This is a genomic window from Salinibacillus kushneri, from assembly GCF_900111405.1.
GTDB classification, from domain to species: domain Bacteria; phylum Bacillota; class Bacilli; order Bacillales; family Alkalibacillaceae; genus Salinibacillus; species Salinibacillus kushneri.
Genome location: NZ_FOHJ01000006.1, coordinates 81,281 through 101,769 on the forward strand (window position 1 = coordinate 81,281; position 20,489 = coordinate 101,769).

A 20,489-nucleotide genomic window follows, 5' to 3' on the forward strand; every position below is an offset into this window, starting at 1 on the left:
GAGGCATTATGAAGTCCATGTTTTAAAATAGTTTGAGGCACTATTTCTTCCTATAGCCATTAGTCTTCGTTTTTCAGCAGCTGATAAGGAAAAATCCGTTGCATCAAACTCCTCTGTAGGGAGGAACATGACTTTAGTAGCAACTGATTTGGAAATATAACGTGCATCATGCGCATTTATCATCGTACCAAATAGGGCTTGAAACATCGCAATAGCATTATTGATTTTTCGTTTAGGCAACTGATCAAAGGATGAGCTTAGTTTCATTCCTAAAATCGGGCGCTTCGGTTTTTTCATTCCAGATTGAAAGACCCAGATGGGAAAATTACTTAACAGTCCTCCATCCACAAGAATATTTTTTCTACTCTTGGGCTTTTTTTGACTCTTTGGTTCAATACGTTTAATCGGAATAAAAAAGAAGGGTATAGATGCACTAATTCGTACAGCTCTTGCAATTGGAAATGATAGTCCATCAATGCCGTATAATCGCTCTAAATCATCAGGAAACACAACGATTTTACCAAGCGACACGTCTGATGCAATAATTTTCAATGCACCTGGTTTCAGGTCTTCAAAGGTATAGATTCCCTTAGCAGATAACTTATCTGCTATCCACTTTTCTAATTCATCCCCTTTATATAATCCTAATCGTTTATAAATTAGTAACCATTTTAAAAAGGGGAACACTTTTTCGATGGTGCTTTCCTCCATAAATGACTCTAAATCCAAATCCATAAACAAATCTTTAATCTCAGAGGTTTTGTATCCTGCTGCTATTAATGAAGCTAAAATAGCACCAGCTGACGTTCCTGCAACACGTTCAAAGGTTAACCCTTTTTCATCAACAACTTCTAATGCCCCAACAAAGGCTATAGCCTTAACACCCCCACCTGAAAAAACACCATCAACCTTCATTTTTATCATCCTTACATTTTTTAATAACTATTAAATGTATAAGCAAGAGTGCATGTTCATTAGAACAATAGAATAACTTATGGGCTTTGTTTTATCATCCGGATGTGACCGTTCCTGAATTTTTTGTACAGCATTTATATATTTTAGAGCTAAAAAAAAGGTACTCACCAGCTTACTGGGTGAGTACCTCACTTATTTAATTACTGGGTTTTGTCCCAGCCTCGTTTCGCATTCTTCTTCACAATTCTTTATTGTATTCGAGGTTTTATAAACCACACTTTAACTGTGCTCCACAATTTGTACAAGTATTACAGCCACCAATGTCTTCAACGGTCCCCTGACGACAAACAGGGCATGTGTTACCTACCTCTGAACCAATATTCACACTTGTTTTATCGAGTTCCTGTACTGTATCCATTAATACAACAACCGGTTCTTCGTTCTCTTTATGATCCGTCACTCTTTCTGATTCTTCATCTCGTGTATTTTCTTCCGCTTTTAACGTTAATACCTGGGTATCACGGCTTCCATCAACATAAACCGTTCCTCCTTTAGCCCCACCACGATATAATCGTTCATAAACTTTTTGAACTTGGTCTACGGTATATCCTTTAGGTGCATTTACCGTTTTGGAAATGGAAGAATCAACCCAATTTTGAATGACACATTGTGTATCAGCATGCGCTTCAGGTGACAGATTCATGGCGGTTACAAACCATTTTGGCAGATTATTTGGATCCTGATTAGGATTTTCTTCTAAATATTCCTGCACAATATCTGCTTTGACCTCCATAAATTTACCCAGGCGACCACTACGATAATACGTAAAGGAGAAATATGGCTCTAAACCTGTAGAAACGCCTACCATTGTTCCTGTAGAACCTGTAGGGGCTACGGTTAATAAATGAGAGTTACGAATACCATATTCAAGAACTCCTTCTCGAATATCTTCAGGCATTTTTTGCATATAGCCTGTTTCTACAAAGCGTTTACGCAGTTCTTTCGTTTCTTCATCTGTTTCTCCTACTAAGAATGGGAAGCTCCCTTTTTCTTTAGCAAGCTCAATCGATGTACGATAAGCAGTTGTTGCAATAGTCTCAAAGATTTGATCTACTAATTGGTTTCCTTCGTCAGAACCATATTCGGTTTCTGTATAAATTAACAGATCATGCAGTCCCATCACTCCTAAACCAACCCGACGCTCGCCTAACGCCTGCTTACGGTTTTCCTCTAAGAAATATGGCGTAGCATCAATGACATCATCCTGCATACGTACTCCAACTTCTACCGTTCGTTTCAGCTTTTCAAAATTTACGTTTTTGTTTTGGCTGTCTGCCATTTCTGCTAAGTTAACAGCAGCTAAATTACAGACAGAATAAGGTGCGAGAGGCTGCTCCCCACAAGGATTTGTTGCAACAACTTTTTGTCCATAGCTTTTTGCATTTGTCATGTCATTTGCATTATCAATGAAGAAAATGCCAGGTTCTGCTGAATACGTAGCACAAATATTAATTAAATCCCAGAGTTCACGAGCTTTGATTTTACGATGAACACGAACTTTGTGGCCAAGCTTTTCCCATTCACGCACATCGCCCACTTCAGTCCATTTCTCGTTATAAACCTTCATTTCTTCTTCATCATAGTTCTCTACATCAGGGAATTTAAGCTCATATTCGCTATCCTGTTCAACAGCCTGCATAAATTCTCTGGTTAAACAAACGGAAATATTTGCACCAGATAAAAATTCAGGGTGGTTAACGGAGAAAACACCGCCATCCCGTAGTTTTTGTTCCGCATCCTTAATAATTTGTTCATTAAATCCACCTAGACCAGGAATGGATTTATAATTGGCAATGCCCTGATACATCGCTTCTTCCTGTTCGGTTAATGGTGTGAATTTCAGTTTATCTTGAGCATGCTTTTTGATCAGTTCATCATTTGTATTTTCAATTAAATATCTTAGAATTCTTGGGTTTTGCATCTTGGAAATAATAAATTCAATAATATCTGGATGAGAGTCCACTAACATAATCATTTGGGCTCCCCTTCTTGATCCTCCCTGTTCAACAAGGTGAGTCAACTTCGCTATATCATCAAGCCATGATACAGATCCGGATGATTTTCCATTAACCCCACGTGCAAGTGTGTTTCGCGGACGTAAGGTAGAACCATTTGTACCGACTCCACCACCACGACTCATAATTTCCATCACTTGTTTACGGTGCTCTGAAATTCCTTCTCTTGAGTCCTGAATATAAGGCATTACGTAGCAGTTAAAGTACGTTACATCTGTTTTAGCTCCCGCTCCATAAAGAACTCTTCCCGCAGGAACGAAATTAAGGTTCGATAATTGCTCATAAAACTTTTCAAACCATTCTTTTTGCTTTTCCTCTGTTTGTTCTACATCAGATAAACCTGTTGCATTTCGAAGTGCTATTTGCTCATAGTACACTTCCAATGGTTTTTCAACTACATCCAGTGACCTTGTAATCAGCCCTGTTTCAGCCTCTTCTTTGTTGTCCAGTACAGTGCGAAAGTCCTCTTCTACCATAACCTCAGCTGTTTTATTTTCCCAATCAATTGACTGAATGGTTCCAAGTCCACGTGCGGGAAATTTTGGATCTTCCTTTACTGTTAATACAACAAAATCTCCATCAGTCAAGGTTACTTTTTCTGTATCCTTAAAAGCATATCGATCTAACATGACCAGACGAGATACACCCTTATGTAGAATTTTCATATCTGAGGTAATCGGGTGAACTTGTGGAAACAGCTTTATATCCTTATTCAAACGCTCCACATTAATATGTAATTGATCCTCTTTTACATTTTGCAAACTCCACTCATCCTTTCACTTGCATTTGCGTACTTAAAATTAGAAAATTGTGCTATAAATTCAAGAATAATTTCTAGTAAACTTCCAAAGATGATATAAATAACTTATCATATGAAACAGGAAGAATTCAATACCCATTCTCTATATATTGTATAAATATTTTATCATATATACTATATATTGTGTTTGGAACGAATCATTTTCATTTTGTCAACTTTGTATTTATCTAAAAAAATACGTTAGTGTAAGCTAAATAGATATATTTCGGCCTAAATGAAAAATATGACGAATTTTGTAGGTTGCAATACTTCTAACATACTCACCCCTCATTTTCGCGGGAGTTTAAACGCTGTTTTCTTTTTATAAAATTTTTAGCTATGAAAATTTTTATGCTAAACTTCGTGCTTGGAAAAATACGGGAATATCGTATTTTTTACGATATTCCCGTATTTTTATATCAGAAGCACTAAGAATCAAATATAAGTATAAAGTTAAGTTCCAAAATTTTATAGGAGAAAATTCTTTGAATCTTTCCTTTAACATCCATATAATAGATATAGATGGTTTTAGCAATGAAAGGGGATCAGGAATGGAAATACTTTTTATACTCATCGTAGCTTTTCTCATTTACACACTTATTAAGTCTCTGTTACAAAGAAGATATGTAAAAACATTACCAGAAGAAGAATTCAAGCAAGGTTATCGCAAAGCCCAATTAATAGATGTAAGGGAACCAAACGAATTTGATAAAGGCCATATTTTAGGTGCGAGAAATATTCCTTTATCCCAATTAAAACAGCGACTTGTTGAAATACGAGAGGACAAACCTGTTTATTTATATTGTCAAAGCAGTTCAAGGTCAATAAGAGCAGCCAATATCCTGCGCAAAAAAGGCTATCAAGATATTAGCCAGCTTAAAGGCGGTTTCAAAAAATGGACCGGCAAAATTAAAACGAAAAAATAATAGACTATGGCTGTTCCACTTATTAAAGGGAACAGCTTTTTCTGTATACGTTCTGTTAAACACAGGTGTTGACTTTTGCTCCAGATCACTCACTTTCCGCGAGCGATTTGTGAGCCTTCTAGGCATACGCCTGCCGCATCTTATGCCTGCCGCTTTTCCCGCAGGAGTCTCACGCACTTCCGATACATGCTAGAAAATCAACAATGAGCTTTAACGTAGCCTATATAAAAGGAAATGGATTGCCAACTAGGACAATCCATTTCCTTTCTTTTAATCCTATTTAATGTAACGTAATACTGGTTTTCTGGCTGCCATCGTTTCATCTAAGCGACTAATCACAGTTGTATGAGGTGCTTCCTGGACGACTTCCGGCTGTTCTTCTGCATCTTGTGCAATTTCAAGCATGACATCGATAAATTCATCTAATGTTTCTTTAGACTCTGTTTCCGTGGGCTCTACCATTAATGCTTCCTCCACATTTAGAGGAAAATAGATGGTAGGCGGATGAAAACCATAGTCTAAAAGACGTTTTGCAATATCAAGTGTGCGTACTCCAAGTTTTTTCTGATTTTTACCCGAAATCACAAATTCATGCTTACAATGCTGATCAAAAGGAAGCGCGTATTCTTCCTGCAGTCTTCTCATTAAATAGTTTGCATTCAGCACTGCATATTCACTAACCTGCTTTAAGCCGTCTGGTCCCATTGTCCGTATATACGTATAAGCACGGACATTAATACCAAAATTCCCATAGTATGGCTTAACTCGACCAATGGAATCAGGACGATTGTAATCAAAAAAATATTGGTTCACGTCTTTCGTTAATACAGGTTTAGGCAGAAATGGTGTTAATTCCTGCGTTACGCCAATAGGACCTGAACCAGGACCCCCTCCACCATGTGGACCTGTGAAGGTTTTGTGCAAATTCAAGTGAACGACATCAAATCCCATATCTCCCGGGCGTACATAGCCCATAATGGCATTTAGATTTGCTCCATCATAATAAAGCTTGCCTCCAGCCTCATGAACGATTTGAGCCATTTCTAAAATGTGCTCTTCAAACAAACCTAATGTATTAGGGTTTGTAAGCATTAAGGCAGCCGTTTTAGGGCCGACAACACGTTTCAAGTCTAGTAAATCCACAAGACCATTCTCATCAGTTTTGACCGTTACCGCTTTAAATCCTGCCACTGTAGCTGAAGCTGGATTGGTTCCATGTGCTGAATCCGGAACGATTATCTCCGTTCTTTCCGTATCATCATTTTTTTCATGGAATGCACGAATCATCATAAGTCCAGTCCACTCTCCGTGTGCTCCAGCAGCAGGTTGTAGAGTTACCGTATTCATCCCCGTAATTTCTTCTAGAGAGGTTTGTAAATCATACATTATTTGAAGAGACCCTTGAACGGTATTCGTTTCCTGTAAAGGATGGGCATGACTGAACCCCTCAAATCGGGAAACGTCTTCATTTATTTTAGGATTATACTTCATCGTACATGAACCCAAAGGATAAAAACCGGAATCTACTCCATAATTCCTCTTTGAGAGTGCAGTGTAGTGACGAATAAGCTGTAATTCACTAATTTCAGGGAGGTCAGGTTCATCTGTTCGAATATACTCATCCTCAAGTTCGTGACTCAGATCAACTTCTGGAACATCCAAATCCGGCAAGCTGTATCCTGTACGTCCTGGTTTGCTGAGTTCAAAGATGACAGGAAAATCCTTTTGATTAGCCATTTATATCACCCAATTCATTTACAAATTGATCAATTTCTTCTTTGGTACGAACCTCTGTAACCGCAATAAGCATCTGGTTTTGATAACGCGAATCAATCCTCTCTAAATTGAACCCTCCAATAAAACCCCGCTCTGCTAATTTATCATTTATATCCGAAACGTTTCGTTCACACTCCACCACAAATTCATTAAAAAATGGTCCCGTGTAGGTGATGGAAAAACCGGCTTCTTTTAATTGATTTTTTGCATAACGTGCTTTTTGCATATTCATGATGGCCATCTCTTTTAGACCGTGCTTTCCTAAAGCACTCATGGCAACAGAAGAACCTAGAGCGTTTAAAGCCTGGTTTGAGCAAATATTAGAAGTTGCCTTGTCCCGTCTTATATGTTGCTCTCGGGCCTGTAACGTTAAGACAAATCCCCGCCTTCCCTCTTCGTCTACAGTTTGGCCAACCAAACGACCAGGAACCTTTCTCATTAGTTTCTTAGTGGTAGCAAAAAACCCACAATGAGGTCCGCCAAACTGGCCCGGGATACCAAATACTTGTGTATCTCCTACAACAATATCTGCACCAAAATTCCCAGGTGGTGTTAAATATCCCAAGGCTAAAGGATTCGTTGAAACAATCAACATCGTTTTTTTCATGTTATCAACTAAGCTTTGGATTTCTTTCAATGGTTCGATTTGTCCGAAAAAGTTCGTGTATTGAACAACAACACCTGCTGTATTCTCATCAAGTTCTGCTTTTAACTGTTCAAGATCTGTCATTCCGTTTTTACACTCGATTTCCACAATTTCCACACCAGGACCTTTAGCATATGTTCTGATAACATCCAGGGATTCAGGGTGAATGGCTTTGGATACAACCACTTTTTTCCTTCTCGTCTGTCCTGCACTTAAGTTAACTGCTTCAGCAAGAGCTGTGCCGCCATCGTATATAGAGGAATTTGCGACCTCCATTCCCGTCAATTCGCAAATCATCGTTTGAAACTCAAAAATCGCTTGCAGCTCCCCTTGCGAAATTTCTGGCTGATAAGGTGTATAAGCAGTATAGAATTCCGAACGGGAAATAACATGGTCTACTACGGATGGTATGTAATGATCATATACTCCTGCCCCTAAGAACGATGTATGAGTTTTTACATTTATATTTTGTTCTGATAACTCTTTCAATTCTCTTTTTAATTCCGATTCATTTTTTGGTTCCTTTATCTTTAATCTTTGTTTATATCGAACCTTTTCCGGGATATCTTGAAACAACTCTTCTGTTGTGTCAATTCCAATTGTATCAAGCATTTGCCGTTTATCCTGCTCGGTCATTGGTAAATACCGAAAACTCATCAAATCCCCTCCCTTTTACTTACGCTTATAAAATGGTGTAGGTACAACTTTTGCTTTCAAACGACGTTTTCTAACTTGTACTTCAATTTCTTCCCCTTCCTGACTATGTGCCGGATGAATCAATACAAGACCTACATTCTTCTTAAGAGTTGGTGATTGTGTACCTGAAGTTACTTCACCAATTTTGGTTTCTCCTTTGAATACCTCATAACCATGGCGAGGAATCCCCTTATCAACCATTTCAATACCTACTAATTTTCTTTCAGGTCCAGCTTCTTTTTGCTGCTTTAATGTCTCTTTTCCAATAAACGTAGCATCTTTTTGCGTTTTTACAGCAAAACCTAAGCCAGCTTCAATCGGGGTAATATCTTTACTTAGTTCCTGTCCATACAAAGCTAAATTGGCTTCGAAGCGAAGGGTATCCCTTGCACCTAGTCCGACTGGCTCGATTCCTTCATCTTCACCAGCCTGCAAAATCTGTTTCCAAAGGATGGGACCCTCTGATTGATCGAGATAGATTTCAAAGCCATCCTCTCCTGTATAACCTGTTCGTGAGACGAGGGCTTTAGTGTTTATCCCATCAAACTGAACATCATCCTGAAATCGGAAAAATTTAATTTGAGACAGGTCTGTCCGGGTTAGCTTTTGTAAAATCTGCTCTGCTTTTGGTCCTTGAATAGCCAGCTGCACAAACTCATCTGAAGCATTTTTGATTTGCACATTATTCGCAGCATGCTTTTGTAACCATTCAAAGTCTTTTGTGGTATTGGCTGCATTTACAACGAGTAAATACTCATCCTCTGCCCTCTTATAGACGAGTAAATCATCAACAGTTCCTCCATCTTCATAACACATAATCGTGTATTGAGCCCGGTTTACGGTAAGTTTAGAAAGATCATTGGTAAGCATCTTTTGCAGGAAAGCTTCACTTTGAGGCCCGCTTACAATAATTTCACCCATATGAGAAACATCAAAAAGGCCTGCCTTTGTTCTTGTTACCTCGTGTTCTTTTTTAATACCGCTAAATTGTACAGGAAGAGCCCAACCGCCAAAATCAATCGTCTTAGCCCCATATTCCTGATAGAGTGGATAAAGTGGGGTTTTCTGTAAGTCCTCCATATACAGCCTCCTTTTCATAACTTTTAGATAAATACAACAAAAAAAGAGAATCCCCCTTATAAACAAAGAGAATTCTCTGTCAATGTACCCGAAAGTTTCGTGACCTGCTTGTCACTTGCCTCTTGGGTGGTTCACAAAATGTGAACACTCTCCAGAGCTGCGTCATGCAGGAGTCTTTTTGCCTGAGAGATTCACAACCTTTAAGGCTGCTTGCTCCTTCGGCGCTGCGCATATCACAGTCTCTCCTCCTGCAATCATTCGCTACGCTTTATGAAAATTTCGTTTTTCCTTGTTTTGAATATATAAAAATAGGACAAACTAACATAACTAGAATGTAAACATATCTTTTAAAAAATTTGGATATTTTCTAAAAGGATGTTGCTTTTAAAAGTGAAATTGTTGATAGCATGCTATAAATGCAGGTGAAATACACAAAAACTCCGCCGGGAGATGTGAGACAGTTGAGTCCCCCCCGCAGCCCATGGAAGGCGTAGTGTATTTCATCTGCGGCAAGCAGAGCAACAACTATGCGAAATCAGCTTAAATTTATTATATCATAGGAATTTTCATAATGGTAAGACAAATTCTAACTGCTGGGGAGAGAGTTATGAATATAAACTATCGCTTTGATAAGGAATTTGTATATGAGTTTGATAAACATTTAGATAAGAACGGTCCCTTTTGTTCATTTGATATGTTTCATATGGCCTATGATACAGCTAAAAGTCTGGTCGTTCCAAATTTTGAAGGCCTGCAATCACCTCAATACTTACCACATATGGAATTTTTAGATCATCAGCTAGATTGTGCAAAACAAGTAGTAGAAAGTATGAATGGGCGTGCCATTTTAGCCGATGAGGTTGGACTGGGTAAAACCATTGAGGCTGGTTTAATTTTAAAAGAATATATGATTCGAGGATTAGCCAAAAAGATTCTTATACTGGTTCCAGCTTCTCTCGTTAATCAATGGGTAAAGGAATTAAATGAAAAGTTTTTTATACCTGCAGTCTCCCAAAGAAAATCATACGTTTGGGAACAATGTGATGTGGTTGTATCTTCCCTGGATACAGCCAAAAGACCCCCTCATCGGGATATTGTTCTTGAACAGCATTATGATTTGATGATTATTGATGAGGCACATAAGCTGAAGAATCATAAAACGAAAAATTATCAATTTGTTAATAGCCTGAAAAAAACCTACTGCTTACTATTAACCGCTACACCTGTTCAAAATCAGTTGTCTGATATATTTAATCTTGTAACGATATTAAAACCCGGATATTTAGGAAGCTATGATGAGTTTACTAAAGCCTTCGGAAATAAGCGAACAGCCCTAAAACAGGACGAAAAACTAAAAGAACTTATTCAAAACGTCATGGTCCGAAATCGCAGGGAGGATACTGGAGTTGAATGGACGAAACGGAATGTAAAAACTGTATGGATTAATTTTACGGAAGAGGAACAACAAGTTTATGATGAGCTTGATCATGACCTGGTTTCAAGTGATCCATTTACATCCATTACATTAAAAAGGGAATTGTGTTCAAGTCGGGAAGCCTGTTACTTATCTTTAAAGAAGATGTTTGAGCAAAATGTGCAAAAATATAGTGGGCATTCCTGGAGCGAGGAGATTATTGAAAAAATTGAGCAGCTTCCTCATCATTCAAAAGCACAAAAAGTAGTTGATATCCTTCAAAATTCTTCAGAAAAATTTATTGTTTTTACAGAATACCGTGCCACTCAATATTACTTACAATGGTTTTTACAGCAACACGGAATTTCTTCAGTTCCATTTAGAGGCGGCTTTAAAAGAAGTAAAAAAGAGTGGATGACTCAATTATTTAGAAATCATGCCCAAGTTTTAGTGGCAACAGAAGCTGGAGGCGAAGGGATTAACCTTCAGTTCTGTCGTAATATGATTCATTATGATTTGCCCTGGAACCCTATGCGCCTTGAACAGCGAATTGGCCGTGTCCATCGTTTTGGGCAAAAGGACGATGTTAATATTTATTATTTAGCCATTAAAAATACGATTGATGAGCATTTAGTGTCCTTACTTTATGAAAAAATTCATTTATTTGAAAGAGTTATTGGTGATTTAGACATTATCTTACAGCAATTGAACATTCCGGACCTTGAAGATGAAATCAAAGATATTTACGCTGAGTCAGAATCACCAGGTGAAGCAAGAATTAAACTGGAAAATTTAACAGCTGCCTTCCAGCATACAACGTCAAGTGAGGTGACACATGATGGAACAACAGACTATTCATAATTATCTCCATCAATTTTTCACACTTAATAGCTGCGAGGTTAGAGAAAATAATACGGGAAAATTAACCGTTACGTTAAATGAAGAGCTGGATCGTTTATTGCTGAACCGGCCTTTTTATTGGGAATATATAAAGAAAATCGGGCAGGAAGGAGAACCAGCAACATTAACATTTATCTCCAATCCTGATCGAATTGAAGAAAAGGGTGAGTGGATTCATTTTGGTTCACCAAGACTTCATCAGATTTTTCAATATCAATTGAAAAAAGGAAAATATACAATGCTCTATGAGCAAGCTCAAAAGACTCCATTAAATCCCTGGCTGGTTGTAAATATTAAAATAAGCTATATCGGTCAGCAGAAGAAGGATGAAATCTTATCAATAGGTTTACATTTAATAAATGGAATCATGGTATTTGAATTCATGGAAAAAATAAAAAATATGGATTTTAGCACAGTTATCCCTGATTATAGTTTTACTATCTCCCCTATTATCAGGATTCACAGTGGCTATAAGCGAATAGAAACTTATATTGAACAATATCTTAATTCTATGAACCATAAATGGGCTGAAGAATCCTTTTCAAAATATGAAAAAGAAAAAAACATTTTAACTCATTTTTATGAATCCTATTTACAAGCGGCTAATGACGAAGAACAGGAGCAGCTGACAGTCCGGTATGATAACGAATTAGATCATTTACAAAAGCGATTATTACCTAAAATTGATATCGAGCCCATTAATGGTGGGGTGTTTTACTTTAGTGAAAAATCTGAAACATTTTTACTACATTAAAATAAAAAGGAAGAGGATTATTTTTCTTTCCTCTTCCCATTCCAAAACATCTTAAAAGCTGTAGGCAGCATGCCAAAATAGCGATTAGAGCGATTCACTTTTTCATTCTTTCGTTGTGATTTTCGCTGTTCCCGTTCATCCTTAGGTAACTGCATATATTTCATTATTTCCTGTGTCATATACTTCACAATATCATTTCCAGACATGGACCACACTCCCAAAGAATGAACTGCTATTATAAATAGTTTAGCCCTGCTTTGAGAAGTTTATACTATTTTGAACAGAACGCAGTAATTCTTCAATTGTTTTTTCGTCAGTATGTATAATTTGATTGGCACATTCTTCGTATAACCGCTGACGACTTTCATATAAACGTTTTTTTTCATTCATTTCCTGGTTCCATAAGGGGCGGTTCTGCTCAAATGAAAGACGCCTTTGGATTTCTTTAAATGAAGTCTTTAAATATACAGTCATGAGATGCTGTTTCAGCCATTCCCGGTTGTTCCTACTTTCAATAATTCCTCCACCTGTTGCAATCACAGCATCATTTACAGGAAGTCTTTTGAATACTTCTGATTCGTATTCCCGAAAGTTCTTTTCACCTTCACTTTCAAAAATCCCTGGAATATCCATATTCCGCCATTTCACAATTTCTTCATCGGTATCAAAAAAATTCACACTCAATTCATCAGCTAATGCCTTCCCTAATGTTGTCTTCCCGCTTCCCATAAAACCGATTAAGCAAATACTTTTCATTTTGTCCATTTCCCCTTTTTTCCTCAATACATGTTTTTATTCTATCGTTTTCCCCTGATAAAATTGCATTTTTTGCACCTATTCTTTTCCATTTATCCTTTTTGATCATATGACTTTTTCAGCATTCCATTGTAAAATACCTTTAACTTCATGAAAATCATTAAACATTTTTAAGGTAGGGATCTAAATGGAAGCTTCCGAATATCTTTCACAGGAAATATTAAATTATGCCATTTCTATATCTGCTTCTGATATCCATTTTTCACCATTAGAGTTTCAAACAGAAGTATATTTCCGATTAAGCGGAAAACGTAAATACATGTTTTCCATTTCACAGGCAGATTATCAAGCCCTGCTTACCTTTTATAAATTCTCTACTGGGATGGATATCGCCGAGAAACGCAAGCCTCAAAATGGGACATTAACTCATCACCAGCATCAGCTTATTTATGATTTACGCTTTTCTACTTTGCCTGTTGAATATTCAGAAAGTCTGGCCATTCGAATTTTACCTAGACAAATGGTTCCACAATTAGAGCAATTGTTTCTCTTTCCCTCCCAGGCTAAAACATTACTCCAATGGATTCAACAAGAGTTTGGAATGATTCTGTTTACAGGACCAACAGGAAGTGGTAAAACCACTACCATGTATGCTCTTTTACAATCTCTTGTCGAAAACCGGCCGTTTCAAGCTATTACTCTTGAGGATCCCATTGAGAGGGAGTTAAATCATATTTTACAAGTACAAGTCAATGAAAAAGCTGGAATGAGCTATGATGCTGGACTAAAAGCAGCCTTAAGACATGATCCAGATATTTTAATGATTGGTGAAATTCGTGATAAGTACACCGCCCAATTTGCCTTTCATGCAGCTTTCACAGGTCATCTTGTGTTAAGCACGATTCATGCCAAAAATGCCTTTGGAACCATCTTTCGCCTTCTGGATCTAGGTATTTCCGAGGCTGATCTTGATCAGGCGTTAATAGGAATTGCCTCTCAGCAGCTGTTGCCCCTAAAAGACCATTTACGATCCACAGACCAAAAACGTGCAGCTATTATGGAATTACTTGACCAGGAAATCCTCACCAATGGCATAAAAGGAATCTCTCCGCATCAATCTGATCGATTTAGCTCATTTCAATATCTAAGGAGGAAAGCTTATGCTCTTGGTTTTATCGATGAATATTCGTAGTCAAAAGCTTTTTTCTAAAGACAGGAAAATAACATTAGCTGACCAGATTTTACTAACAAAGCGGTTATCAGCTTTACTGCAAAACGGGTATACCTTAAATAAAGCCCTGCAACTTATTTCATTGGATCCTAAACAGGGAATCGTAGCGAAGGATATTCAAAAATATTTAATACAGGGAAAACACATAGATCAAATCTTTCAGGAATTAGGTTTCTCCCCTATTATATGCTCTTACTTATATTTTTCACGTTCTACCGGTCAACTAGGGGATAGCCTGGAAAATGGTTACTCGCTTCTCCACCAATTAAAACAATTTCAAGACCAATTAAAAAAAGTTATGCAATATCCTTTATTAGTTTTCATGTTTTTAATCCTGTTAATGAGTGGTTTGAAATTTTTCTTATTACCCTCGCTAAAAGACTTATATAAAGGACTCCATGGATCTGGGACAACTATCATTCCCCAGCTTTTTACTTCCATTGAATTTTTTATACATTTATTCTTTCTTACCTGCATTTTCGTTCTGATTATTACAATAACATGGATTGCCCTTAAATCTAGGTTATCCACTCCCCTCAAAATAAAAATATACTCCATCACTCCCTTCTTCAAAAGAATAAAAAGTCTGGAAACATCATTTTTATTTAGCTTTCATTTTAGTTCATTACTTCAAAGTGGCTTATCCATTAAACACGCCCTGCAAGTTATTTCCGAACAAAAACATTTACCTATTATGAAGCGATACTCTATTCAGCTAATGAAGTCTATTTATGCAGGTCAACCCCTTCATACTGCTATTGAATCCTTCCCCTTAGCAGAAGAAGAGTTGGGTTTTATCTTTGAAAGAAGTATTCAGGATGGCACTTTAGAAAAAGATTTACACAACTACGCTCATTTATTGGTTGAAACCTTTCTTGAAAAAGTATCAAAAACGATTACTTATATCCAGCCTATTTTTTTCATATTATTTGGCTTTATCATTCTTTTCATTTATATGTCAATACTCATGCCTATGTTTGGGCTTATTGATCAAATTTAATACGGAGGTGATTGTATGAAAAATGAAGACGGCTTTACTTTAATCGAAATGTTAATTGTACTAATGATTATATCTGTACTTATTTTGCTTACTATCCCTAATATTAGTAAGCATAATACATTAATTGATGAAAAGGGGTGTGATGCTTATGTAGAGCTGGTTCAATCTGAAGTGCAGGTTTACAAGCTTAACACTGGTTCTTACCCAACAAGCGTTGATGACTTGTCAGATTTAAGCGAAGATGAATCTCCATGTCCAAATGGTGTTGAAATTGATGCTCAAGGAAACGTGGAAAAAATAGACTAAAATGAAGTCTGGTGAAAAGGTAAAATGAAGGGTTCAAAACAAAAGAAAGCTGGTTTTACTTTGATTGAAATGTTAATAGTGCTAACCATTTTTATGTTCCTGCTTTTGATCACAGCTCCATTAAACTCAACTATTAAGAATGACTTAGAAACTCAGCAATTTTTCAGCTTATTTGAACAAGATATTTTATGGATGCAAAATCAGTCTATCACGAATAATGAAATATATAGATTACGATTCATGCCAGAATCCCACACCTACGAAATCCGTCAAAAGGGAGTAGGAAATTTAAAAATAAAAAGAGAATATAGTTCATTTATTGATATTGAGCTTGGAACCTTCCAGCTTCCCTTCTCCTTTTATCATTCTGGAACACCGAATCAGCCAGGTTCATTTTATGTTCACACGCAAAATGAAACCTATGTGATTACATTTCCATTCGGAAAAGGAAGATTTTATGTTACGAAACAATCATAAAGGGTTTGCATTTATGGATACATTAATATCCTTCAGCTTTTTTCTAGCCATTACCTTAACCACTCTTCCCATTGTACAGCATATCCGTGAAGAACAGTATATTCTTCATACCCGCTCGCAAATGGTGACGGAGCTCTACAATGAAATGCTAAAGAGTGTGGAAAGTTACCCTGTCAACAAAAAGATTTCTATTAATCATACTAAAGGGACCATAGAAATTAACGTATCCCACTCCATTACTACAGGCTGTATTACCTGGCAAAACGTTAAAAGTAAACAGGAAAGAAAGTGCTTTTATGCTAAAAAGGAATCATAATCAAGGATTCACCCTTCTTTCGGTATTAATTTCCCTATCAATTTTATTAATTATCTTACCTATTCTTGCTCCCCTCCTTTTTCAAATCAATTCAATAAAAGAAAGTTCACTTAAAGAACAAATGTCGGTTTCATCGTTCTTTCACTTACTGCAGCTTGAATTAAATCAAGGCAAGAACTTTGAACTTAAGCCTTCAGGTATTTATATAACTCAAAGTGAGGATAAAGTAATTCTCATTGAACGCTATCGAGATAATGTTCGGAGGAGAGTGAATTTAACTGGCCATGAGGTTCTTCTTTTTAATGTACAGGAAATCACCTTCCGAATCGGGCAAAATTTTATACATGTTTCCTTGCAAATGATAGGAGGAAATGAATATGAACGAACGTTTTACAAGCTTCAAACTTAACAGATTAACCAATGAAAAAGGCTACACATTTCCCTATTTATTCTTTATATTTATTATTATTTTCCTCATTACACATCATGCCCTTCAGTCTTTAACAATTGAAGCCGAACTCGTTCATAATAAGGAGGAGAATATTCATTTGGAAACATTGTTTTTATCTGCCTATAACGATTTTCATTCCGATTTATTAGATCTCAAACCTAAACCTCAAAATCAGCATACCTCTTACACGTATCCGGATGGTCACGTGAAGGTTACGTATTTTCTTTCAAATTCCAGCCAAGTAAGGGCCAGCTTTTTCGTTGAAACCGATAATCAGTCTACTTTAACCCAGGAAATTTTCTTTTCAATAAATCATCAATCAGATGAATAAACTACCTGTATAAAGGCTATGCTAAAAACGTAATTGGGCTATAGCCAAGCGGTAAGGCAACGGGTTTTGATCTCGTGATGCGCTGGTTCGAATCCAGCTAGCCCAATTTTCATATTTATGACAAAAAATTTTTATGAGGGCAATTTTCATTGGTCAGAACTTCTTGTATGATAGGTATGAACCATCTCTATTATCAGGGAGGAACATACTGTGAACGATACCTTAAGGATAACCAATGTTTTAAATGATGACACCAGACTCAGTATTTATGAATATATATCGAAAAAACATAATGGTGTAAATGTTCAGGAAATTGCTACTCAATTTAACATTCATCCAAATGTAGCCAGGCTTCATTTATCAAAACTGGAAGATATAGGGATGGTCAATTCTCACATACAGAAAAATAAAAAAGGTGGAAGACCGTTTCGAATTTAACATTTGTCTGATGAACTTGTTCAATTACAATTTCCTTTTAGAGATTATCAGACACTTGCCAAAATAGCGATTGAGTCACTGATACACTTAGGAGAAGCTGGTAAACAAGCTCTATATGAAACAGGTAGAAAATTTGGTTCACATATTATAAAGACAAACTATCCAAATGAATCAGAAGTAAATTTAACAAATGAGGAAAAGATACGCTTTCTAAAAGAAACGTCTGCCATGCTTGGACTTGATCCGGATTTCAGCTATGATGAAACACATCAGGTTATGATGCTTAAAATATTTCATTGTCCATTTAAAGAATTAGCCTTTAGCAATGAAAATCAAACAATTTGTGAAATGCATCGGTATTTTATTAGCGGAATGTTTGAACAACTATTTACCTCTGCTACACTTAAAGAGGAAACAAATATGTTGAATGGCTGTCAAACTTGCATGTACAAAGCATCTATTCAATGATGCAAGGATTTTTTGCTTTTTTTATGGATTCTTATAATTTCTTAAAGTACCAAAAAGTTCATTTACTTTCTTTTTTAGGTAGTTTATAATTATTTTTGATGACTTTCCCGTAAAAGGAGGGGGATATTATGGATCGTATGTTTCGTGTTCTTTCTTTTTGGACTGGTATTTTTACTGTAATGTTTTATGTTGGGGACATGATTAATACTTCCATTTTGTTCTTAGCACAAACAGTGTTCTTCTTAACGTTAGGTTACTTAAAGCTTTCAGAACGCTTGTATATGTACATATTCGGTGCTTATTGTACAATTTTTTTCATTGGATTTACGTACTATACTTCTTTCCTATTAGTACCATCTTTCGGACATTAAACGATAGGATTGATCCTTGTAACGGAAGGGATTGGTTAAATAACCAATCCCTTTTTGTGTAGTGTTACTTTATTAAATCGTTAGCAACTGGTTTACACGTTCTCTTTCCATATTTTTAGATTGTATACATACATCAAACTTATTCCCCATCCAGTTATCCGATAACAAAGTTCTCATTGCACGGTTCCGTTTCGCTGCTTCTGAAAATGGATTTTTATGGTCGGTTTCCTCAACTAAATCAAGTACATTTCCAACCTTATAAAAAAATTGATTTTGCCTGGTTAAAACATGATGGTCCAATTCTTGTTCCTGACCTTTTTTAATCCATACATCCCATGGTACATGATGAGTAATATCCATTTGACCGGGATATTGTAATGGGTTGTTTACCAGTTGATGACGACTATATCCACGAAGGCTTCCATCCTTTCGATGAGGGCTTAGTCTTTCCTCATATGTATAACCGTAGTCAAAGGTAAATATAAGTCCCTTTTCCAAGACTTTATTCACTAAGTTACAAATACTATCCATATATATAGGTACTTCCATCCTCTGATTATTAATCACAGGAAATATATCCCATTTCTTTAGCCAATAATATAATCCTTCAGAACAAGGTTTTTCTATTTCGGTGAGCTGGCCACTTTCTTTAACGGTAACCATTACTTCCTTCAATTCACCATCACGGTTGACAACGACACGAACAGGTTGTGCATCTAAGTATTCATTAGAAAAGATAATCCCTTCAAAGAATCCTTCGGTCGCATAGTATTCTTTAAGAGATTCAAAGGTTACTAAATTCCAATCCTCTGGTATTAGACTGTGAAGCTGTTGTCTTGCATATTGGTTTTGCTCTATAAAAATATACCTTTCAGGCTTAATCTCTTTATCTTCAAATGCTTTTATAAGCTGCAAAACAAAGCGCCCATCTCCACCACCAAGCTCCATAATATGCAAAGGAAGCGTTAGTGTATGTGCTGACTCTATAAAGATGTTTGCCATTATCTCACTGAAAATACTCCCAACATGATTTGTTGTATAAAAGTCACCCCGCTTCCCCAGTACCCGATTGTTTTTGCGATAATAGCCCTTTTCACGATGATATAAAGCTTCTTTAATGTATACATCATAAGGAATGGCATAATTATGGCTCTTATTAATCATCTCCTGAAAGATTTCGATCATTTTTAACCCCTTTTTTTAAGTTTTCACTATTGACATAGTGTTAATTACCCTTTATAGTTTTATTAGTAGCTTAACTAATCCCTAACCAAATTTAAATGAGCAGAGCACATCCCCCCAAACCCCCTTCTGAAAAAAGAAGGGGGTTTATTCTATTACTCTACATATCACCTACATATAATCGTTATTGACTTCTGCTTATTTCCTTTATAAGAACGGATTGCTTCGCTTTTCTTTTTCAATTGTTGTTTCCGGTCCATGCCCAGGATAAACAATCGTTTTCTCAGCTAATGTAAATAAATTCGTCTTAATACTTGTAAGTAATTCCTGATGATTTCCTTGAGGCAAATCGGTTCTCCCAATTCCACCATTAAATAAGGTATCGCCCGCAATAACAAATCCCTCGTCCTCAAATACAAAAGAAACACTACCTGGTGAATGACCCGGTGTATGCCGTATTTCAAAAGTAAAGTTCTCCAATGTTAAAAATCCTGGTGTAAGCATATGGTCAGCATTGTTTATACGAATCGGTTCCGTGATACCAAAATACTGGGATCCGTTCAACATAGGATCCTTTAGCCAATCATGTTCTGTCTCATGTAAATAAACTTCAATGTTATATTCCCTTTGTAATTCCTCTACCGCTCCTATATGATCAAAATGAGCATGAGTAAGTAATATGGCAAGGGGTTTGGTATCATGTGAGTCCAAGTACTGCTTTACTACAAGTCCCTCTGCACCTGGATCGATAATTAAACCTTTTCCATTTTTATGTACGATATAACAGTTTGTTCCTAATGCACCCAATGAAAATTGTTTGACATTCATCCTTCATCCTCCTAAAAATTTGTGAAATGGCTCGACAAAGCATTAATTATTATATAAAATGTATGAGAGTAGGGAACATAATACATATTAATGATATCCATGTATATTTTAGCGTACATCATTCATTTGTAAAAAGGGGGTTATTGTAATGGTTTTAGGTATTATGCTCTTAGTCGTTACAATAATATGTGCTATAGCAGTTTTCCGTGAATTAAAAGATCGTAATTTCCTTGGAGTATGTTTTGCAGGATTATCCGTTCTTGTTTTTGGATGGTTTTCTGTGATGACCATTTATTCTGAGTTATTTTCAAATGCATAACTTGTTTCGTTTTAGTGTTAAAATGCCTCGGATT

Annotated in this window: 23 protein-coding genes, 1 tRNA gene and 1 riboswitch; of the genes, 15 read left to right on the top strand and 9 right to left on the bottom strand. The window is 36.5% G+C overall.

What is annotated here, in order from left to right:
- Positions 1–6: 6 nt before the first annotated feature.
- The gene (locus BMX63_RS10075) at positions 7–915 is read right to left on the bottom strand and encodes a patatin-like phospholipase family protein (RefSeq protein WP_093134968.1); all 909 of its coding nucleotides are present in this window, start codon (positions 913–915) and stop codon (positions 7–9) included.
- 265 nt (positions 916–1,180) lie between these two features.
- A complete protein-coding gene (locus BMX63_RS10080; protein ID WP_093134971.1) occupies positions 1,181–3,751 on the bottom strand; it encodes a vitamin B12-dependent ribonucleotide reductase in 2,571 nt (856 codons plus the stop codon).
- Between the two features lie 589 nt (positions 3,752–4,340).
- On the opposite strand from BMX63_RS10080, the gene BMX63_RS10085 reads away from it, so the two are divergent.
- Complete coding sequence (locus tag BMX63_RS10085; RefSeq protein WP_093135450.1) at positions 4,341–4,715, top strand: rhodanese-like domain-containing protein; 375 nt, start codon at positions 4,341–4,343, stop codon at positions 4,713–4,715.
- Between the two features lie 276 nt (positions 4,716–4,991).
- On the opposite strand, the gene gcvPB is transcribed toward BMX63_RS10085, so the two are convergent.
- Genes gcvPB through gcvT form a run of 3 tightly spaced genes read right to left on the bottom strand, consistent with a single transcriptional unit; the run spans position 4,992 to position 8,913 of the window.
- Complete coding sequence (gene gcvPB, locus BMX63_RS10090; RefSeq protein ID WP_093134973.1) at positions 4,992–6,452, bottom strand: aminomethyl-transferring glycine dehydrogenase subunit GcvPB; 1,461 nt, start codon at positions 6,450–6,452, stop codon at positions 4,992–4,994.
- A complete protein-coding gene (gene gcvPA / locus BMX63_RS10095) occupies positions 6,445–7,794 on the bottom strand; it encodes an aminomethyl-transferring glycine dehydrogenase subunit GcvPA (protein ID WP_093134976.1) in 1,350 nt (449 codons plus the stop codon). The genes gcvPB and gcvPA overlap by 8 nt, the downstream gene beginning before the upstream one ends.
- A gap of 15 nt (positions 7,795–7,809) precedes the next feature.
- Positions 7,810–8,913 (bottom strand): glycine cleavage system aminomethyltransferase GcvT, encoded by a 1,104-nt coding sequence (gene gcvT / locus BMX63_RS10100; RefSeq protein WP_093134978.1) that lies wholly within the window; start codon positions 8,911–8,913, stop codon positions 7,810–7,812.
- 160 nt (positions 8,914–9,073) lie between these two features.
- A riboswitch (glycine riboswitch) is annotated at positions 9,074–9,171 on the bottom strand.
- 349 nt (positions 9,172–9,520) lie between these two features.
- Between gcvT and BMX63_RS10105 the strand changes: the two genes are divergently transcribed.
- Complete coding sequence (locus BMX63_RS10105) at positions 9,521–11,188, top strand: DEAD/DEAH box helicase (RefSeq protein WP_093135453.1); 1,668 nt, start codon at positions 9,521–9,523, stop codon at positions 11,186–11,188.
- A complete protein-coding gene (locus BMX63_RS10110) occupies positions 11,166–11,981 on the top strand; it encodes a YqhG family protein (RefSeq protein WP_093134981.1) in 816 nt (271 codons plus the stop codon). Before BMX63_RS10105 ends, BMX63_RS10110 begins: the two co-directional genes overlap by 23 nt.
- A 17-nt stretch (positions 11,982–11,998) precedes the next feature.
- On the opposite strand, the gene BMX63_RS10115 is transcribed toward BMX63_RS10110, so the two are convergent.
- Together BMX63_RS10115 and BMX63_RS10120 are read right to left on the bottom strand one after the other, a co-directional pair.
- On the bottom strand, positions 11,999–12,187 hold the full coding sequence (locus tag BMX63_RS10115) for a YqzE family protein (protein ID WP_093134984.1): 189 nt from the start codon (positions 12,185–12,187) through the stop codon (positions 11,999–12,001).
- A gap of 40 nt (positions 12,188–12,227) precedes the next feature.
- Complete coding sequence (locus tag BMX63_RS10120) at positions 12,228–12,737, bottom strand: shikimate kinase (protein WP_220083825.1); 510 nt, start codon at positions 12,735–12,737, stop codon at positions 12,228–12,230.
- Positions 12,738–12,924: 187 nt separating this feature from the next.
- On the opposite strand from BMX63_RS10120, the gene comGA reads away from it, so the two are divergent.
- The 11 genes from comGA (at position 12,925) to BMX63_RS10170 (ending at position 18,126) form a co-directional block, all read left to right on the top strand.
- Positions 12,925–13,929, top strand: coding sequence for a competence type IV pilus ATPase ComGA (gene comGA, locus BMX63_RS10125; RefSeq protein ID WP_093134988.1), 1,005 nt, complete (start codon positions 12,925–12,927; stop codon positions 13,927–13,929).
- On the top strand, positions 13,898–14,968 hold the full coding sequence (gene comGB, locus BMX63_RS10130; RefSeq protein WP_093134991.1) for a competence type IV pilus assembly protein ComGB: 1,071 nt from the start codon (positions 13,898–13,900) through the stop codon (positions 14,966–14,968). The genes comGA and comGB overlap by 32 nt, the downstream gene beginning before the upstream one ends.
- A gap of 15 nt (positions 14,969–14,983) precedes the next feature.
- A complete protein-coding gene (gene comGC / locus BMX63_RS10135) occupies positions 14,984–15,274 on the top strand; it encodes a competence type IV pilus major pilin ComGC (RefSeq protein ID WP_093134993.1) in 291 nt (96 codons plus the stop codon).
- Positions 15,275–15,298: 24 nt separating this feature from the next.
- Complete coding sequence (comGD, locus tag BMX63_RS10140) at positions 15,299–15,751, top strand: competence type IV pilus minor pilin ComGD (protein WP_093134996.1); 453 nt, start codon at positions 15,299–15,301, stop codon at positions 15,749–15,751.
- A 13-nt stretch (positions 15,752–15,764) separates the two neighbouring features.
- Positions 15,765–16,067, top strand: coding sequence for a hypothetical protein (locus tag BMX63_RS10145; RefSeq protein WP_143060142.1), 303 nt, complete (start codon positions 15,765–15,767; stop codon positions 16,065–16,067).
- Positions 16,048–16,476, top strand: a complete 429-nt coding sequence (comGF, locus tag BMX63_RS10150) for a competence type IV pilus minor pilin ComGF (protein WP_093135456.1) — start codon at positions 16,048–16,050, stop codon at positions 16,474–16,476. Before BMX63_RS10145 ends, comGF begins: the two co-directional genes overlap by 20 nt.
- Complete coding sequence (locus BMX63_RS10155) at positions 16,445–16,849, top strand: competence type IV pilus minor pilin ComGG (protein WP_177167261.1); 405 nt, start codon at positions 16,445–16,447, stop codon at positions 16,847–16,849. The genes comGF and BMX63_RS10155 overlap by 32 nt, the downstream gene beginning before the upstream one ends.
- A 34-nt stretch (positions 16,850–16,883) precedes the next feature.
- A tRNA-Gln gene (locus tag BMX63_RS10160) sits at positions 16,884–16,955 on the top strand.
- A gap of 104 nt (positions 16,956–17,059) precedes the next feature.
- On the top strand, positions 17,060–17,287 hold the full coding sequence (locus tag BMX63_RS18755; protein WP_342732441.1) for a helix-turn-helix domain-containing protein: 228 nt from the start codon (positions 17,060–17,062) through the stop codon (positions 17,285–17,287).
- A 3-nt stretch (positions 17,288–17,290) separates the two neighbouring features.
- Positions 17,291–17,755 carry a helix-turn-helix domain-containing protein gene (locus tag BMX63_RS10165; RefSeq protein ID WP_342732444.1) on the top strand — a complete coding sequence of 155 codons (465 nt, stop codon included), beginning with the start codon at positions 17,291–17,293 and terminating at the stop codon, positions 17,753–17,755.
- 128 nt (positions 17,756–17,883) lie between these two features.
- Complete coding sequence (locus BMX63_RS10170; RefSeq protein ID WP_093135004.1) at positions 17,884–18,126, top strand: DUF2626 domain-containing protein; 243 nt, start codon at positions 17,884–17,886, stop codon at positions 18,124–18,126.
- Between the two features lie 72 nt (positions 18,127–18,198).
- Here BMX63_RS10170 and BMX63_RS10175 read toward each other — a convergent pair whose 3' ends face one another.
- Positions 18,199–19,311 carry an SAM-dependent methyltransferase gene (locus BMX63_RS10175; RefSeq protein WP_093135006.1) on the bottom strand — a complete coding sequence of 371 codons (1,113 nt, stop codon included), beginning with the start codon at positions 19,309–19,311 and terminating at the stop codon, positions 18,199–18,201.
- A 204-nt stretch (positions 19,312–19,515) separates the two neighbouring features.
- Positions 19,516–20,136, bottom strand: a complete 621-nt coding sequence (locus tag BMX63_RS10180) for an MBL fold metallo-hydrolase (RefSeq protein ID WP_093135009.1) — start codon at positions 20,134–20,136, stop codon at positions 19,516–19,518.
- 148 nt (positions 20,137–20,284) lie between these two features.
- Here BMX63_RS10180 and BMX63_RS10185 point away from each other — a divergent pair, with 148 nt between their 5' ends.
- Positions 20,285–20,455, top strand: a complete 171-nt coding sequence (locus tag BMX63_RS10185; protein WP_093135011.1) for a DUF2759 domain-containing protein — start codon at positions 20,285–20,287, stop codon at positions 20,453–20,455.
- The last annotated feature ends 34 nt before the right edge of the window (positions 20,456–20,489 follow it).

What these genes read in the sequence shown, in the direction of transcription:
- BMX63_RS10075 (WP_093134968.1), bottom strand. Translation starts at nt 915, where the DNA reads ATGAAGGTTGATGGTGTTTTTTCAGGTGGGGGTGTTAAGGCTATAGCC.
- BMX63_RS10085 (WP_093135450.1), top strand. Translation starts at nt 4,341, where the DNA reads ATGGAAATACTTTTTATACTCATCGTAGCTTTTCTCATTTACACACTT.
- gcvPB (WP_093134973.1), bottom strand. Translation starts at nt 6,452, where the DNA reads ATGGCTAATCAAAAGGATTTTCCTGTCATCTTTGAACTCAGCAAACCA.
- gcvPA (WP_093134976.1), bottom strand. Translation starts at nt 7,794, where the DNA reads ATGAGTTTTCGGTATTTACCAATGACCGAGCAGGATAAACGGCAAATG.
- gcvT (WP_093134978.1), bottom strand. Translation starts at nt 8,913, where the DNA reads ATGGAGGACTTACAGAAAACCCCACTTTATCCACTCTATCAGGAATAT.
- BMX63_RS10105 (WP_093135453.1), top strand. Translation starts at nt 9,521, where the DNA reads ATGAATATAAACTATCGCTTTGATAAGGAATTTGTATATGAGTTTGAT.
- BMX63_RS10110 (WP_093134981.1), top strand. Translation starts at nt 11,166, where the DNA reads ATGGAACAACAGACTATTCATAATTATCTCCATCAATTTTTCACACTT.
- BMX63_RS10115 (WP_093134984.1), bottom strand. Translation starts at nt 12,187, where the DNA reads ATGTCTGGAAATGATATTGTGAAGTATATGACACAGGAAATAATGAAA.
- BMX63_RS10120 (WP_220083825.1), bottom strand. Translation starts at nt 12,737, where the DNA reads ATGAAAAGTATTTGCTTAATCGGTTTTATGGGAAGCGGGAAGACAACA.
- comGA (WP_093134988.1), top strand. Translation starts at nt 12,925, where the DNA reads ATGGAAGCTTCCGAATATCTTTCACAGGAAATATTAAATTATGCCATT.
- comGB (WP_093134991.1), top strand. Translation starts at nt 13,898, where the DNA reads ATGCTCTTGGTTTTATCGATGAATATTCGTAGTCAAAAGCTTTTTTCT.
- comGC (WP_093134993.1), top strand. Translation starts at nt 14,984, where the DNA reads ATGAAAAATGAAGACGGCTTTACTTTAATCGAAATGTTAATTGTACTA.
- comGD (WP_093134996.1), top strand. Translation starts at nt 15,299, where the DNA reads ATGAAGGGTTCAAAACAAAAGAAAGCTGGTTTTACTTTGATTGAAATG.
- BMX63_RS10145 (WP_143060142.1), top strand. Translation starts at nt 15,765, where the DNA reads ATGGATACATTAATATCCTTCAGCTTTTTTCTAGCCATTACCTTAACC.
- comGF (WP_093135456.1), top strand. Translation starts at nt 16,048, where the DNA reads ATGCTAAAAAGGAATCATAATCAAGGATTCACCCTTCTTTCGGTATTA.
- BMX63_RS10155 (WP_177167261.1), top strand. Translation starts at nt 16,445, where the DNA reads ATGAACGAACGTTTTACAAGCTTCAAACTTAACAGATTAACCAATGAA.
- BMX63_RS10170 (WP_093135004.1), top strand. Translation starts at nt 17,884, where the DNA reads ATGGATCGTATGTTTCGTGTTCTTTCTTTTTGGACTGGTATTTTTACT.
- BMX63_RS10175 (WP_093135006.1), bottom strand. Translation starts at nt 19,311, where the DNA reads ATGATCGAAATCTTTCAGGAGATGATTAATAAGAGCCATAATTATGCC.
- BMX63_RS10180 (WP_093135009.1), bottom strand. Translation starts at nt 20,136, where the DNA reads ATGAATGTCAAACAATTTTCATTGGGTGCATTAGGAACAAACTGTTAT.
- BMX63_RS10185 (WP_093135011.1), top strand. Translation starts at nt 20,285, where the DNA reads ATGGTTTTAGGTATTATGCTCTTAGTCGTTACAATAATATGTGCTATA.